At 69.5% G+C, this 15755-nt stretch carries 18 protein-coding genes; 5 read left to right on the forward strand and 13 right to left on the reverse strand.

Features of this window, described 5'->3' with window-relative positions:
• Positions 1-7: 7 nt before the first annotated feature.
• The gene (locus tag EL338_RS02595) at positions 8-1474 is read right to left on the reverse strand and encodes an alpha,alpha-trehalose-phosphate synthase (UDP-forming) (RefSeq protein WP_126332309.1); all 1467 of its coding nucleotides are present in this window, start codon (positions 1472-1474) and stop codon (positions 8-10) included.
• Complete coding sequence (locus tag EL338_RS02600; protein WP_126332310.1) at positions 1475-1639, reverse strand: hypothetical protein; 165 nt, start codon at positions 1637-1639, stop codon at positions 1475-1477. It lies immediately after the preceding gene.
• A 111-nt stretch (positions 1640-1750) separates the two neighbouring features.
• Between EL338_RS02600 and EL338_RS02605 the strand changes: the two genes are divergently transcribed.
• From EL338_RS02605 to EL338_RS02620, 4 genes are all read left to right on the forward strand, one after another.
• Entirely contained in the window at positions 1751-2686 is a 936-nt protein-coding gene (locus EL338_RS02605; protein ID WP_126332311.1) for an enoyl-CoA hydratase, read from the forward strand.
• 64 nt (positions 2687-2750) lie between these two features.
• Entirely contained in the window at positions 2751-3581 is an 831-nt protein-coding gene (locus EL338_RS02610) for an SDR family oxidoreductase (protein ID WP_126332312.1), read from the forward strand.
• A 6-nt stretch (positions 3582-3587) separates the two neighbouring features.
• A complete protein-coding gene (locus EL338_RS02615; protein ID WP_126332313.1) occupies positions 3588-4886 on the forward strand; it encodes a spinster family MFS transporter in 1299 nt (432 codons plus the stop codon).
• Positions 4887-4919: 33 nt separating this feature from the next.
• Positions 4920-5423, forward strand: a complete 504-nt coding sequence (locus EL338_RS02620) for a hypothetical protein (protein WP_126332314.1) — start codon at positions 4920-4922, stop codon at positions 5421-5423.
• On the opposite strand, the gene EL338_RS02625 is transcribed toward EL338_RS02620, so the two are convergent.
• From EL338_RS02625 to EL338_RS02675, 11 genes are read right to left on the reverse strand one after another with little or no spacing between them, the layout of a single operon-like run.
• Positions 5424-5891, reverse strand: a complete 468-nt coding sequence (locus EL338_RS02625; RefSeq protein WP_126332315.1) for a hypothetical protein — start codon at positions 5889-5891, stop codon at positions 5424-5426.
• On the reverse strand, positions 5878-6465 hold the full coding sequence (locus EL338_RS02630; protein WP_372939023.1) for a hypothetical protein: 588 nt from the start codon (positions 6463-6465) through the stop codon (positions 5878-5880). Before EL338_RS02630 ends, EL338_RS02625 begins: the two co-directional genes overlap by 14 nt.
• Before the next feature lie 51 nt (positions 6466-6516).
• Positions 6517-7131, reverse strand: a complete 615-nt coding sequence (locus EL338_RS02635; RefSeq protein ID WP_126332316.1) for a hypothetical protein — start codon at positions 7129-7131, stop codon at positions 6517-6519.
• 40 nt (positions 7132-7171) lie between these two features.
• Positions 7172-8128: an MlaD family protein gene (locus EL338_RS02640; protein ID WP_126332317.1), complete on the reverse strand. Its 957-nt coding sequence runs from the start codon at positions 8126-8128 to the stop codon at positions 7172-7174.
• Entirely contained in the window at positions 8125-9129 is a 1005-nt protein-coding gene (locus EL338_RS02645) for an MlaD family protein (protein WP_235666468.1), read from the reverse strand. The genes EL338_RS02640 and EL338_RS02645 overlap by 4 nt, the downstream gene beginning before the upstream one ends.
• Complete coding sequence (locus EL338_RS02650; protein ID WP_235666351.1) at positions 9129-10232, reverse strand: MlaD family protein; 1104 nt, start codon at positions 10230-10232, stop codon at positions 9129-9131. Before EL338_RS02650 ends, EL338_RS02645 begins: the two co-directional genes overlap by 1 nt.
• On the reverse strand, positions 10202-11116 hold the full coding sequence (locus EL338_RS02655) for an MlaD family protein (RefSeq protein WP_126336639.1): 915 nt from the start codon (positions 11114-11116) through the stop codon (positions 10202-10204). The genes EL338_RS02650 and EL338_RS02655 overlap by 31 nt, the downstream gene beginning before the upstream one ends.
• Before the next feature lie 47 nt (positions 11117-11163).
• Complete coding sequence (locus EL338_RS02660; RefSeq protein WP_126336638.1) at positions 11164-12177, reverse strand: MlaD family protein; 1014 nt, start codon at positions 12175-12177, stop codon at positions 11164-11166.
• A 29-nt stretch (positions 12178-12206) separates the two neighbouring features.
• Entirely contained in the window at positions 12207-13232 is a 1026-nt protein-coding gene (locus tag EL338_RS02665) for an MlaD family protein (protein ID WP_179967154.1), read from the reverse strand.
• 5 nt (positions 13233-13237) lie between these two features.
• Positions 13238-14068 carry an MlaE family ABC transporter permease gene (locus tag EL338_RS02670; protein WP_126332318.1) on the reverse strand — a complete coding sequence of 277 codons (831 nt, stop codon included), beginning with the start codon at positions 14066-14068 and terminating at the stop codon, positions 13238-13240.
• Positions 14068-15024, reverse strand: coding sequence for an MlaE family ABC transporter permease (locus EL338_RS02675; RefSeq protein ID WP_126332319.1), 957 nt, complete (start codon positions 15022-15024; stop codon positions 14068-14070). The genes EL338_RS02670 and EL338_RS02675 overlap by 1 nt, the downstream gene beginning before the upstream one ends.
• A gap of 159 nt (positions 15025-15183) precedes the next feature.
• On the opposite strand from EL338_RS02675, the gene EL338_RS02680 reads away from it, so the two are divergent.
• Positions 15184-15618, forward strand: coding sequence for an SRPBCC family protein (locus EL338_RS02680; RefSeq protein ID WP_126332320.1), 435 nt, complete (start codon positions 15184-15186; stop codon positions 15616-15618).
• Positions 15619-15755 lie beyond the last annotated feature (137 nt).

Genomic DNA, 15755 nt, shown 5'->3' on the forward strand with positions numbered 1-15755 from the left:
ACGGGTTTCAGGAGTTGTCGCGGGTGCCGGCCAGCGCGTCGAGGAACGAGCGCGCCCACTGATCCACGTCGTGGGTCAGCACCTGGCGCCGTAGCGTGCGCATCCGCTGCCGCCCCTCCTCGGCGGTCTGGTTCAGGGCGGCCTCGATCGCATCCTTGACGCCGTCCAGGTCGTGCGGGTTGACGAGGTAGGCGCGCCGGAGTTCGGCTGCGGCGCCGGTGAATTCGGACAGCACCAGCGCGCCGCCGAGGTCGCTGCGGCAGGCCACGTACTCCTTGGCCACCAGGTTCATCCCGTCGCGCAGCGGCGTCACCAGCATCACGTCGGCCGCGACGAAGAACGCGATCAGCTCGTCGCGCGGCACCGGTCGATGCAGGTACTGCACCACCGGCTGACCGACCTCGCCGAACTCGCCGTTGATGTGGCCCACCTGGCGTTCGATGTCATCGCGCAGCATGCGGTAGCTCTCCACCCGCTCGCGGCTGGGCGTGGCCAGCTGCACCAGCACGGTGTCGTTGCGGTCGGCGCGGCCCTCCTCGAGCAGCTCGGTGAACGCCTCGAGGCGGACGTCGATGCCCTTGGTGTAGTCCAACCGGTCGACGCCGAGCAGGATCTTGCGCGGATTGCCGAGCTCGGCCCGGATCTCGCGGGCCCGGCGGCGGATGTCGCGGTTCTTGGCGCGCTGATCCAGCGCGGCCGAATCGATCGAGATGGGGAAGGCGCCGACCTTGACGGTGCGAAAGCCGTAATGCACCTCGCCGAACCGGGACCGCACGCCGATCGACGCGCGGGAGGTGTTGGCCCCGATCAACCGGCGGGCCAGCACCAGGAAGTTCTGCGCCCCGCCGGCCAGATGGAAGCCCACCAGGTCGGCGCCGAGGAGGCCCTCGGTGATCTCCGTGCGCCACGGCATCTGCATGAACAGTTCGACCGGCGGGAAGGGGATGTGCAGGAAGAAGCCGATGACCAGATCGGGCCGCAGCATGCGCAGCATCTTGGGCACCAGCTGCAACTGGTAGTCCTGGATCCACACGGTGGCCCCGGGCGCGGCCGTGCGCGCGGTGGCCTCGGCGAAGCGGCGGTTGACCACCACGTAGCGGTCCCACCATTCGCGGCGGTATTCGGGCTTGACGATGACGTCGTGGTACAGCGGCCACAGGGTGGCGTTGGAGAAGCCCTCGTAGTACTGGGCGATGTCCTCGGCGCTGAGCCGGACCCGCTGCAGGCGCAGGTCCTCCTCGACGATCGGCTCGTCGATGGTGTCGACGTCGTCCTCGGCCAGGCCGGCCCAGCCGATCCAGGCGCCGCGGCGCTTACGCAGCAGCGGTTCCAGTGCGGTGACCAACCCGCCGGGGCTGCGCTTCCACGTGACGCTGCCGTCGGGATGCCGTTCCATGTCGATCGGCAACCGATTGGCGACCACCACGAAGTCGGAGTCCCCGGAGGGGGCGGGCTGTCCCTCCCCGGGAGTCACCTAGGCCTCGAGCTTCGACGGTCCAATGCCGAGCATGGAAAGGAACACCCGGCACTCGTCGGCGTCGGTGGCGTAGGCCGCCACCACACGTCGCGCCTGGCTGGCCGTGTCGTCGGCCAACGGTTCGACGTCGACGATCTCTGCGGGGTCTGTTTTCGCTGCCATGACATAACTCTAGCGACGACACGCCCCCGCGTCCTAAAGCTGAACATCGCCGACGCCCGTTTCGAGCCGCCCGGCGGTTTACGGTCTGGGTGGAAGTCGTAAAGTGCATTCATGGCGACGCCCCAGCAGACCGACAGCACTCCTCCGGCCGGCGGTACCCCGGAGTTCGTAACCTACGAGACCCTCGATTCCGGCCGGATCGCGCGGGTCTGGCTCAACCGCCCGGCCGAGCACAACGCCCAGAACCGGACCCTGTTGGTCCAGCTCGACGAGGCCTTCCGCCGGGCCGAGGCCGACGACGAGGTCCGGGTGATCATCCTGGCCGCGCGCGGCAAGAACTTCTCCGCCGGGCACGACCTGGGCTCCGAGGCGGCCCTGGCCGAACGCACCCCCGGGCCCGGCATGCATCCGAGCTACGCGTCCGACGGTGCCACCCGGCCGGGCATGGTGGAGAAGCTCTACCTGCAGGAATGGCACTACTACTTCGAGAACACCTGCCGCTGGCGGGACCTGCGCAAGATCACCATCGCCTCGGTGCAGGGCAACGCGATCTCCGCGGGCCTGATGCTGATGTGGGCCTGCGATTTGATCGTCGCCGCCGACAACGCCAAGTTCAGCGACGTCGTGGCCACCCGGCTGGGCATGCCCGGCGTCGAGTACTTCGGCCACCCGTGGGAGTTCGGCCCGCGCAAGGCCAAGGAGCTGCTGCTCACCGGCGACTCGATCGACGCCGAGGAGGGCTACCGCCTGGGCATGGTCTCGAAGGTGTTCCCGGTCGACGAGCTCGAGGACAAGACGCTGGAGTTCGCCCGGCGCATCGCCGAGCGGCCGACGATGGCGGCGCTGCTGGTCAAGGATTCGGTGAACGCGGCCTCCGACGCGATGGGGTTCAGCGAGGCGCTGCGGCATGCGTTCCACATCCACGAACTCGGCCACGCCCACTGGGCCGCCCACAACGAGAACCGCTTCCCGGTGGCGCAGGCGCCCGACGTCGAGGATTGGCGGACCGCCAAGCCCACCCAACCGGCCCGCAAGGACATTCCCTGACGCCGACGGCGCGCGCCGTATAGCTTTACTAGAACCTGTTCCAATTCGGCTGAAGGGGTCTGGCGTGCAGCTGTCGTTCGAGGACCGGACCTACCTGGTCACCGGTGGTGGTAGCGGGATCGGCAAGGGCGTGGCCGCGGCGTTGGTCGCCGCGGGCGCCAACGTGATGATCCTCGGCCGCAACGCGGATCGGCTCGCCGCCGCCACCGACGAGATCAAGGGCGCCGCCGGTCCGGGCGACATCGCCTACGAGCCCGCCGACGTCACCAACGAGGACGAGGTTGCCCGCGCGGTCGCGGCGGCCACCGCGTGGCACGGCCGGCTGCACGGGGTCGTGCACAGCGCCGGTGGCAGCCACACCATCGGCCCCATCACCCAGATCGACTCCGAGCTGTGGCGCAGCACCGTCGACCTCAACGTCAACGGCACCATGTACGTGCTCAAGCACGCGGCGCGCGAGATGGTCCGCGCCGGCGGCGGATCGTTCGTCGGTATCTCCTCGATCGCGGCGAGCAACACCCACCGTTGGTTCGGCGCGTACGGCCCCGCGAAGTCTGCGCTGGACGCCCTGCTGAAGCTGGCCGCCGACGAGCTGGGACCGTCCTGGGTGCGGGTCAACGGAATTCGCCCGGGCCTGACCCGCACCGACATGGTGGGGCCCATCATGGAGTTGCCCGCCACGCTGGAGGACTACCGCCAGTGCACCCCGCTGCCGCGGGTCGGCGAGGTCGACGACATCGCGAACGTCGCGATGTTCCTGCTGTCGGACGCCGCCGAGTACGTCACCGGGCAGGTGATCAACGTCGACGGCGGGCATGGCCTGCGCCGCGGCCCGGACATCTCGGGCCTGCTGGAGCCGGCGTTCGGCGCCGACGGGCTGCGCGGCGTCGTCTAACCGCCGATGACGCCTCCGGCACCGGCCGGCGCCCACCCGCCGCGGCGCGCCTGGGCCGCCGTCGTCCTGCTGGCCGTGGTCGGGACGCTGAACTACGCCGATCGCTTCCTGCCGGCCGTGCTGGCCGAGCCCATCAAGGCCGATCTGGACCTGTCGGACACCGAGATCGGCATCATCAACGGCTTCGGGTTCCTGGTGGTCTACGCGGTGCTGGGCATCTTCATCGCCCGGATCGCCGACCGCGGCGCCTTCGGCTTGGTGGTTTCCGCGTGCCTGACGTTGTGGGGCGCCATGACGGTGCTGGGCGGCTGGGTGCAGTCCGGCTTCCAACTGGTCCTCACCCGGGTCGGCGTCGCGGTCGGCGAGGCCGGCAGCACCCCGGCCGCCCACGCCTACGTCGCCCGCAACTTCGCCCCGCACCGACGCGCGGCGCCGCTGGCCGTCATCACCCTGTCGATCCCATTGGCCAGCGCCGCCAGCCTGATCGGCGGCGGACTGCTGGCCGAATCGCTGGGCTGGCGAAGCGCTTTCATCGTGATGGGCGCGATCAGCATCCTGGTGGCCCCGCTGGTGCTGGTGCTCCTGGGGCCGCGGCAGTCGCTGCCCGCCGACCCGGTGCCCGTCGCCGACGGCGACGGCGACGCGACACGGTGGTGGGATCTGCTGGCCAAGCCGAGCTACCGCGCGATTGTGGCTGGGGCCGCGTGCATCTCGTTCGCCGGCTACTCCCTGACGACGTTCGCGCCGGCGTTCCTGATGCGCAGCCGCGGCATGTCACTGGGCGAGGTGGCCTGGCAGTACGGGGTGGCCAGCGGGCTGACCGGGATCCTGGGCCTGCTGTTCGTGGGCCGGTTGGCCGACCGGCTCTCCGGACGCGACCCGCGCTGGCTGCTGTGGCTGGTGGCCGCCATGACCGCCGCCATGGTGCCGTTCTCGGTGGCCGCGTTGCTGGTCGACGGCGCCGCGACCACGGTGTGGTTCATCGCGCTGGCCTACGTGATCGGCACCGCCTACATGGCGCCCTCGATCGCGGCGATCCAACGCCTGGTGCGCCCCGAGCAACGGGCCACCGCCTCGGCGATCTTCCTGTTCTTCAGCGCCATCGTCGGCTCGGCCGGGCCGTTCCTGACCGGGATCATCAGCGATGCGCTGCTGGACAGCCTCGGCAACCTGGCCCTCGAGCGCGCGCTGTTCGTGGTTCCGGCCGTCCAGGGGTTGGCCATCGTCTGCTACCTGTGGGCCAGTCGGCGCTTCGCGCAGGAAATCATCGACGTACCCGAGGAAACGGTGCCCGCGCAGCGGTAGGCTGACGACTCCGCAACACACACAGGGGTCGTGATGTCACAGCGTGCGCGCCGGTTGTTCGCGGGAGCCGCCGCGGTGGTCGCCGCGCTGGCCTGCGCCCCGGCCGCCTTGGCCCAACCGGATCCCGAACCCTGGCCGACGATCCGGTTCTTCGATCCGGCCGACGTCGCGCCGTTGACGTTCCCGGGCGTCGACGGGGTGTGGTTCCTGGCGCCGACCGGGCAGAACTGCGGCATCTGGGGCCGCGGCAGCTTCGCCTGCAGCGGCCACATCCCCGGGGCCCCGCCCGGCACGCAGGCGGTTGGCTGGGTCACCGGCGACCGGGCGATGCACTACGACTGGACGGTGCCGTTCCGGATGCCCCCGACCCGGGCGCACGCCCCGCTGCCGCCGCGGACCCTCGTCGAACATCAGGGCACCACCTGCGCGGTGACCGACGACGCGCAGACCTATTGCGAGCGTGGGCCGTTGAAGTTCCTCATCGGCGCCGCCGGAACGTGGCTCACCCCGCCGTGGATGGACCTGAGCCGGCGCTGATCAGCCGGTCAGCACGGCCACGACGAGCGTGTGGCCGCTGGCGGCGTGCTCGATGACGCTGGTGCCGAACCCGGTGTACGCGCAGTCCGGGATGGTCGAATTGCCCTGCAGCAACGCTCCTTTGAGGGCCTCGGCGAGGGTGGGCCCCTGGCCCTGCAGCTGAACCGCGCGCTGCGCGTCGCTGCCGAGGTCGTGCAGCACGAACAGCGGGTCGGCGACCGGGACGTGCTCGGCGGTGTGGTTCAGGTAGTCCTCGGTGGAGCGGTTGGACAGCTCGGCGGCGCGCTGCGCCAGCGGGTCGTGGGCCAACGCGGGGCAGGTGCTCGCGGCGCGCACCGCGGCAATGCCGGCGTCGAACTGGGCCCGCGCCTCGGCGGCCGCCGGTGTGGCCCAAAATGATCCGGCGCCGAGCAAGCCGGCCAGCACGACGCCCACACGCCTGGGTGTCCCCGCTTCATTGACAGACATGGGACCTGTTGATCCTGCTGCCCCAGTACTTGAACCGCTGCACCGAGGGACCGGTGAACCAGGCCGGCTGGTGCGCCCTGATCCCGCCGCTCACGTCCGACAGGTGCTGCCACATCAGGTAGAAGCTCTCGCCCTGATACAGCGGGAAGTAGTTGTCACCGGCGAACGTTCGGGTCTGCGTCAGCGCCCGGGCGCGCGGCGTCAGGAACGCCACCGACTGGTCGATGTTGGCGGTGACGGCCTCGGCGTGCGCCACGACGTCGTCGGCGGCCCAGTTCCCGTGCCGGCTGATCAGTTTGATGTTGAACCGGTCGATCTGCTGCAGCAACTCGTCGTACTGGGCGGTGAACCACTGGCACATCTCGCGCTGCGCGGTGATGTCGGCCTCGGTGACGTGCCGGCGCGATTCGTCGTACGGGAACGGGAACTTGGGCTGCCAGTCCGAGGCGGTCGGCACGATCACCGGCAGTCGCGGCGGCGGTGGCTCGTGACCGACGGGGTCGGGGGCGGGATCGCCGAGGGCGGGCACCGCGGTGCCCAGCGCGGCGCCCACCGCGATCCCGACGCCCGCCAGCAGCGCCGCGACGGGGTGCCGCCACCTCGGATCTGTTGACACGGTCGACTCCTACCGTCGGCCCAGGACGGCGTCGATGCCGCCGACATCGGTGATCTGCCAGTCGTTGTTGCCGTCGATGGTGATGCTGTAGGTCGCGGTGGACTGCAGACCCTGCGGGGCCTGGGTGGTCTTGGTCAGCACGCTGACGAACGAATCCACCACGTACACGTCACCGGCGTTGGACCGGACGATGGCGGCGACCGGTTTGGCCGTCGACTGCCACTGCAGCGGGGCGAGGATCTGCTCCATCGAGTCGGCCGCGTCGCCGAGCTTGGCGCTCAACTCCGGTGACGTGCCGGCCACCAGCCGGCCCTTCCAGGCGGGCAGGTCGCGGTAGTCCATCTCGGCCGCGGCGACGGCGTAGTCCAGCGCGACCTGTTGGGCGCGCTCATTGTTGGCGGCCTGGCGGGCCTGGGCGTCGAGTTCGCCGCGCGCGTCGATGTACAGCCAGGCCAGCACGCCCACGGCGACCGCGAGCACGGCCACCAGCGCGCCGACCAGCAGGGTGCGCACCGACAGCGAGACCTGCCGGGGCCCCGCGGGATCCTTGGGGGTGTCCCCGGCGGTCTCTGTCTCGGTCGCGTCCTCGGTCGCGTCGGCGTCGTCAGTGTTCTCGTCGGCCATCTGGGTGCCTTTCTCGTCGAACGTTTCTCATCATGCTGGGCTACTCGGGCGGGAGCAGCGTGACGTGCAGGTCTATCGCGCCGTCCTCGGGGACCCCGCGCAGCATGTTGTCGAGTAGCCGCCCGGTGTCGAAGTTGGTCAGCGCCGAACCGATGGACCGGACGTTGGGCAGCAGCGTCTCGGCCAGCACCTTGATGTCCGGGGAACGGGTGTCCAGGAAGGACTGGATCCGGGTCAGATACGCCTGGAATCTTTCCAGGGCCTCCGGGGAGCCGGCCAGCACGAGGTTCATCGCGCCGGCGAAGATGCCCTGCACGTTCGGTCCCAGTTGGTCGAGGCTGGGGGCCAGATTGGCCAGGGCGGGGCCGACGAAGCCGGCGTTGCGCAGCAGCGTCTGCGCGTTGATCAGCAGTTCCTGGCCGCGGCCGTCCATGCTGCGTGCCTCGTTGCGCAGCAGGGTGGCGGCGCGGGCCAGGTTGGGCAGCACGGTCTCCGGATCACCCAGGGCGGTATCGGCCTCGGCGACGATGCGTTGGAGTTGCTCCGGATCGGACTGCTGCAGCAGGTGCCCCATGCTCACGGCCAGATCGGAGATCGTCGGCGGCGTGCTGATGGCCTCGGCGGCGATCCGGTCCCCGTCGGCGAGCATGGGGCCGGCGCCGCTGCGCGGGAACAGGCCGATGTAGGTCTCGCCGAGGGCGGACAGGTTGTCGACGCGCACCCCGCTGTCCACCGGCACCTGATGCGCGCCGTCGATGTAGAAGCGGATCGTGGCGGCCTCGACCGTCGGTTCGATCGCGGTCACCTTGCCCACCGGGATGCCGCGCAGCAGCACGTTGGAACCGACCACCAGGCCGTTGATGTTGTCGATGTCCATCGCCAGCGTGGTGCGCTGCTCGGGTGGAGACAGGCGCACGCCCAACGCGCCGAGATAGCCCAGCGCGAACACCACGATGGCGGCCAACGCGGTCAGGGTCAGCAGGTTGCGCAGTTTCATGGGGTGGCCCCCAGGATCCTGAGCACGTCGTGCACATCGCCGGACAACTCCCGGCCGTCCGGGCCGCGGATCGAGGTGATGTTGATCGCCGGGTACTTGTCCTGCGGCAGGAAGTATCCGGTGAACAGCTTGCGCCACCGCGGGATCTCTTCTTCCACCGCCCATTTGGTGCCCTGCACCGCGCCCATCGCGTCGCCGACGGTGGTGAGCATCGGGACCAGCCAGAAGCCGCCGCTGTAGACGCTGCCGATCGACGGGATCATCACGCTGAGCCGGGAGGTCACCTGGGTGGCCCGGTCGAAGCCGAGCATGCCCGCCGGGGAGAACCAGTGCTCGAACGCGCCGCGCTTGCTGCTCAATATCGCCGCGGTGTCGGACAATCCGGCCAACACCAGCTCGGCGGAGTCGAGGTTGGCGGCCAACTCACCCAGGTTGGTGCTGACCTGCGCGGCGATCCGGCTCAGTTCGACGTCGCTGGTGTCGGCGACCCGGTTCAGCCCGATCATGGTGTTCTGGGCGCGCTGGATCGAACCGCTGGCCACGAAGTTGGCCAGGCTGGCGATGGTGTCCTCGATCTGCGGGGGCGAGGTGGTGCGCGCAAGCGGAACGGTGTCGCCGGGCCGTAGCGGGGGTGCGGCCGGATCGGCCTCGGGGTCGCGTTGCAGGGCGACGAAGATGTCGCCGAGCACGGTCGGTTGCTGCAGGATCCCGTGGATGTCCGACGGGATGACCACCCCGGAATCGATCCGCGAGGTCACGTCGACCCGGCCGTCGACCAGGTCGACGTCGGTGACCACGCCGACGCTGACGCCGTCCATCACCACGCGGGCGCGGTCGGGCAGGTTGAGCACGCTGTCGAACTCCAGCACCACGTCGTAGCCGTGGCGGTCGCCGTTGTCTTGGGGCAGCGAGTCCGGGGACAGCGACGCGCACGACGACAGGATCGCCGCCGTGGTTACCACGCCAGCGAGGACGCCGCGGCGCCGCAGTATCTTCCGCATCATCGGCTCGCCTCCGTCAGGGCGTACTGCAGCAGCGCCACGTCCACCGCGTACGGGGTCCCCGCGATGTCGGCGCAACTGCCCGGCACCCGCGAGTTCATGATGCCGCACAGCAGTAGCCCGTCCTGGGTTCGGATCCGGAACATCGGCGGGCGCCACTTGAGTTGCAGGCCTTGGTCGTTGAAGCGATCCGAGACCGTGGTGATCCAGCCCGGGACGGGGTTGAGGAGATCTGACAGCGCCGTGGCGTGCGGACTGGCCTTGCGCAGCGGCACCGAGACGGTGTCGAGCACCCGCTGGGTCTGCTCGCCGAGTTCGCGTTCCAACTCGGCGAGCATGGTGACCATCAGCGGCAGGGTCTGCGTCATCCGCATCACCCCGTCGGTGGCGACCACCAGGTCGCCGGTGGTCGCCTCGGCGTCCAGCAGCACCTGCTTCAGCGTGCCGCGCACCGAGCTCAGTTCGCCGGTCAGGTGGGCCAGGTTCGTGACGATGGAGCCGGTGTCGCTGATCGCCCGGTCGGGGCTGTCGAGCAGGCTCGAGAGCCGCGCCAGGAACTCGCCGGTGCGCGTGCCCTGCTGGTGCAGCGCCTGCTCGAGGCCGCGCACGGTGTCGGCGACGTTGGTGGACCCGTCGGGGCTGATCGCCTCGGCGAAGGTGGCGATCGAGCCGACGAGTTCGGACAGGCTCTTCGGGGTGGCGGTGCGGTCGGGCGGGATGCATTGCCCGGCCACCAGTTCGGGTCCGTCGCGGTAGTTGCCCACCAACTCCAGGGACCGGTCGGCCAGGATCGACATCGACCGGATGACGGCCTTGACGTCGGCGGGGATCGGCCGCGGCGCGCTGAGGGTGAAGCTGACCCGGACGTCCTCGAAGTCGGGCTCCACGGCGGTCACGGTACCGATCCGGTAACCCATCTGGGTGACCGGATTACCGGCGTAGAGGCCGATCCCGTCGGCCATGATCGCGCAGTAGCTCTCGGCGGTCGCCGTGCGCGAACCGCAGGAGGTCAGCGCGGCGACCGCGATCAGCGCCACGGCGCCGGCCAGGACACGTTGCACCGCGGCGCCCATCAGCAGGCCTTCCCCGGGATCGGGATGCACAGATCGGTGGCCAGCAGGTCCGGTCGGGCGTTCTGCGCGTCCAGCACCCGGTCCAGCTTGTCGCGGACCCGGCGCAGCCCGCGCACCACCAGTCCGCTGCGGTCGGCCCAGGTCTGCACGATCTCCTGCCAGTTGCGGACCTTCTCGATGAACTTGTCGCGGTGCTCGGCGAAGAACTGCCCGATCGGGTTGAGGGCGTCGAGCACGTCGCCCATGCCCGCGAGCGCCTGACCGAAGCCGTCGGAGTACAGCACCAGCGTCTGCTCGATGATCGAGACCTTGCGGATCAGTTCCTTCAGTTCGTCGGTGTAGTTGCTCAACGAGTGGATGTATTCGTCGGACAGGTTCAGGATCGACGAGATCTGGCCGCGCTGCTGGTCGATGGCGGCGGTCAGGCTGTTGCCGGCATCCATGATGGCCGCCAGCGTCTCCACGTTGCCCTCGCCGGACAGGCCGCGCTGCACGTTGTCCAGCGCATCGCGCACGGTGCCGGCCGCGACGTCGTCGGCGACCCGGGTGGCGTCGGTGACGGTGCGGACCAGGTTGTAGGGCATGGAGACGCGTTCCAGCGGAATCACGTTGTCGCCCAGCGGTTCATCGCCGAGGGAGACGATCGCGGTGTAGTAGCCGCCGACCACGGTGCGCATCCGGACCTGGATCTGGGACTGGTCGCCGACGAAGGCGTCCTTGTCGACGGTGGCGCGCACTCGGACCCGTTCGGGCTCGATCGTCAGGTCCTTGATCTTGCCGACGTTGACCCCGGCGATCCGGACGGCGTCCCCGGGGCGCACGGCCGCGGCGTCGTCGGTGTGGAACACCACCGTCTGCCGGCCGGGCGGGTTGACGTACATGACGACGGCGCCCACCGCCACCACGGCCACCATGATCAGCGCGACGATCCCCAGCAGCAGCGGGCTGCCCAGTCTTCTCCTCAGGGGTTGCACAGCACCACCCGCTGTCCGTTGAGCAGCACGTCCATGGTGGCCGGCAACTGGGCGGGCCCGCGCGAACACGGCACGATCTCGCCGGTCTGGCTGGGCGGGCCGATGTTCTCCCACACCACCGGCACCATCTTGAAGCCGTCGATCGCGTCGTTGAAATTGGTCAGCGCGCGGTCGAGCGCGTCGCTGACGTCCTCCCCGCGCTGGAAGCCCATGTTGTGTAGGAGACGGGACACCGCGCTGGTGAACTGCGGCCCGTAGAGGTCGGACTTGCGGAACTCGTCGAGCACGTCCAGCGCCGCGGTGACCGGCCGGTTGGCCCAATCCAGCAGCTGAATCAGCTCTTTCGAGTGCCCGCCCACCGAGTCCGACAGGGCGCTGAGGTTGTGCAGCAGGGTGGAGATCACCGACTGCCGGTCGGTGACGAACTCGGTGAGCTGCCGGATGCTGCCGAGCATGGGACCCACCCCCTGGCCGTCGCCGGCCAGGAATGCGGTGACGTTGTCGGTGAAGGTGTTGATTTGCTCGGGGCTCAACGTGGCCAGCACCGGTTGCAGCCCGTTGAACAGCGTGGTGATGTCCAGCGACGGCCGGGTCATGGTGGTCGGGATGGACGTCACGATCTCGGGATGGCTGTCGCCGGCGGGGATCTCGGCGGGGTCGATGACCTCGAGATAGCGCAGCCCGGTCAGGGCCTGGAACTTGATCGCCAGCCGGGAGGCGGGCACGACGGCGAACCGGTCCTCCATGGTGAACGCGACCTCGGCCAGGCTCTGGCCGGCCCGTCGGACCAGCGTCACCCCGTCGACCTTGCCGACCCGCACCCCGCGCACCCGCACGTCGGTGTCGGGCTGGACGCCGGACGCGTCGGTGAATTCGGCAGCGTAGGAGCGAGTTTCACCGTCCACCGGTTGGCGCAGGACGTTGATGACGACGATGCCCAGCGCGATGGCCAGGACGGCGCTGAGCGCCAGCCGCCACAGTGCCGCGCGCGGCGAGATGATCTTCGGTCGGTTGGTCCCGCCGTGGGTGGTCATGGTGCGGCCCCCATGGCCTGCAGCGGTCCGGCGACCCCGGGCAGATTGTCGAGGACGATGTGGACCTGCAGGGCGCGCTGATCACCGGAGCCCTCGTACATCCGCTCGAAGCGAGTCCGCAACTCCACCAACGTCTCCGAGATGTTGTCCGCCTGGGCGATGCCGGGTACCGGGCGAGTCAGGGTCTGCACCACCTCGGTGGCCGGCAGCATGTTGCGCATGTTCGACGACAGCAGCTTGCCGACCGTGCCGAACAGCCCGGTGGAGGCCAACTGGATGGTCGCCAGGAAGCGGTCCTGGAAGAACTGCTCGTCGACGTCGAGGCCGGTGTTGTTGAGCCGATCGGCCAGGTTGGTCGCCGCATCCACGAACGACGGTGCGGCGACGCCGATCCCGGCCAGGTTGCGCACCATCTGTGCGGCGCTGACGGTCTGCACTTTGGTGACTGTGCCGGTGACCAGGAGCAGCGTCTCCAGCATCGGGTTGAGGCCGTCGACGTAGCGGGTGGCCCGGTCGATCACCGAGACCAACTCCGGGGTGATCACGCCGTTGGTCAGTTCCCCGACCCGGGACAGGAAGGCCTGCATGGTGAAGTTGCCGCGCGGTACGACGTCCAGGTGTGCCCCGTCCCGCAGCGGCGCTCCGCCGGCCGGGCCCGGCATCAGGTTGATCCCGGTGATCCCGAAGTAGTTGGCGGGGCGGAAGTCGATGGCCACGGTGTCGGTCAATCCCCGGGTGGGCGTGGGCTGTAGCCGCAGTTGCAGCCGAACGCCGCCCTCGGGTCGGCTGGCCACCGCGGTGACCTCGCCGACCCGCGCGCCGTGCAGCAGGACCGGGGTGCCGCCGGCGACGCCCTGCCCGACGTAGGGGGTGGTGACGATCAGCGAACTGCGCTCGTCGGCCTGGCGGCCGAACGGGTCGACCACGATCAGCGTGCCGATCAGGGCGATCACGGCGACGATCGCCAGGCCCAACCGGAGCAGAATCCGGGCTTCGTGTTCGGGGGAGGTTCGAATCAGCATGCGCCCTAACCCTTGAACACGAATTCGGGTTGCAGTCCCCACATGGCGACCGTCAGGCAGAAGTTCACGACGACGATGGTCACCAGGCTGGCGCGGACCGCGCGGCCGGAGGCCTCGCCCACTCCCACCGGTCCGCCGGTGGCGAAATAGCCGTAGTAGCAATGGATCAGCGTCACGATCACGCAGAAGATGACGGCCTTGGTCAGCGAGTAGCCGATGTCGACGGGGGACAGGAACTGGGTGAAGTAGTGGTGGTAGGTGCCGCCGGGTTGGTCGCGGAAGACCTCGATGACGGTGTTGGCGGCGACGAAACTGGTGATCAGCACCACGAAGTAGCCGGGGATCATGCAGAGCATGCCGCCGGCCAGGCGGGTCCCCACCACGAACGGGATGGGCCGCAGCCCCATCGCCTCGGTGGTGTCGATCTCGCCGGAGATCCGCATGGAGCCGATCTCGGCGGTCATCCGGCAGCCGGCCTGGATGGCGAACGCGATCCCGGTGACCAGCGGGGCCATCTCGCGCACGTTGGCCACGCCGCCGACGATGCCCGACAGCGCGCCGAAGCCCATCATGTTCAGGACGGAGAACGCCTCGATGGCGACCGAGGCGCCCATGGCCGCGCCCATGATCAGCAGCACGGACAGCACACCGCCGTCGACGATGACCGAACCGCGCCCCCACACCAGGCCGTTCATCGCCTGCCAGGTCTGGCGACGGTAGCGCAGCACGGTCAGCGGCAGGTACCAGAGCGTCTGGCCGATGAACAGCCCCCACTGCCCGACCGAGCGCAGCAGGCGGGCCGGCGCGGTCAGCGGCCGGGGCAGCGTCGAGGTCACTACGAGACCTCCATGGGGAAGAACATGGTGAGCAGCTGGGTGATCGAGACGTTGGCGATCACGATGCACACGACATTGAGCACGACGGCCGAACTCACCGCGTCGGCGACGCCGCGCGGCCCGCGGCGGGCCTCGATGCCGCGCAGCGACGAGATGATGCCCACGATCGCGGCGAACACGACCGTCTTGGTCAGCGCGCTCCAGACGTCGAGGACGCGGGCGAAGGAACCGAAGGACATCCAGAAGCTGCCCGGGGTGATCCCGTTGATCCCGACGGCGATCAGGTAGGCCGCCGAGACCGCGGAGGCGATGATCACGAAGCACAGCAGCGGGGCGATGAGGACCAGGGCCAGAAACCGCGGGACCACGAGTCGCTGCACGGGGTCGATGCCCATGGCGCGCAGCGCGTCGAGTTCCTCGCGGATCTGGCGGGCCCCCAGGTCGGAGGCGATGGCCGCGGCGGCCACCCCGCCCATCAGGAATCCGGCGGCCATCGGCGCACCCTGTCGGATCACCCCGAAGCCGCTGGCCGCGCCGACCATCGACGTCGCGCCGAGCTGGTTGACCAGGCCGCCCACCTGCACCGAGACCAGCGCGCCGATCGGGATGGCCATCAGCAGTGCCGGGGTTGCGGTCACCCGCAACAACGTCCAGGCCTGCACCAGCAGCTCCCCGACAGGCAGGCGCAGCGTCACGATGTCCCGGATGGCGTACTTGAGGACGGCCAGCGCGAGCAGCACGCCGCGGCCGATCGTCCGGACGCTGCGGCCCGGAATTTTGCTGGCACGGGACACGCCGCGCAGCGCGGTGCCGCGGGTGCGGTCCCAGGGGCTTGGTGCGGCGGGCCGCGGTCCGGTGGTCACCGCCACGGCTGGAACCCGGAGTCCGCGATCACCGGCGGGCGGGATCCCCGCGCCCCCTCCGGTGACCGTAGGTCGGGTTGCATGCTCCCCCATTTCTTTGCTGCTGAACCCTGCCGTGGCTTATGAGGTTAGCCTGACCTGGCTTCGGTGGTGTCAATTACCGGCGCGGCGATGCTCCCCAGGGGCGGTCTCATTTGACAGGTGTCGAGTTTATGGGGCGCTCGAGGTCTAGCATTCTTGCGGGAGGTTCTCATGGTGGACGTACACGTGCAACGGACGATCGGCGCCGCACCGCAGCGAGTGTTCGACTGGTTGGCCGATCCGGCCGCCCTGACCGCTGCCCCGCTGGTGCTGCGCGCGGGGTGGGCTACCGGGGACGTCCGGCCGGGGGTCGGTGCGCTGCGCACAGTGTTGGGCACGGGCATGTGGTTCCAGGAGGAGATCACCGCCTACGACCCGCCGCACAGCTACACCTATCTGATCGTGCGGTCCTTCCCGACGTTCGACCACGACGGCGGCACCCTGACGTTCACGCCGTCGGGAACCGGCACGCACGTCGACTGGTCGAGCAGCTACACCCATCCGCTGCGCGGCGGTGGCGCGGCGATGGAAGCCGTCAGTTCCCGCTTGCTGCCGTGGAACTTCCGCGCGGTACTGGCGGGTTGCGCCAAGGCGCTGGAGAGTTAGACCTCATGCCGCGCGGTTGAGGTCGCCGCTGTCCACGCGGCTCTTCGATTGAAACTCGTCACCTCCGGGTGACAGTTACGCACAGCCTGGGGCGTGCTCGCCGGTCACCCTGTGGATGACCGTCACCCGGAGGTGAC

The sequence above is a fragment of the Mycolicibacterium chitae genome (assembly GCF_900637205.1).
Taxonomy (GTDB): domain Bacteria; phylum Actinomycetota; class Actinomycetes; order Mycobacteriales; family Mycobacteriaceae; genus Mycobacterium; species Mycobacterium chitae.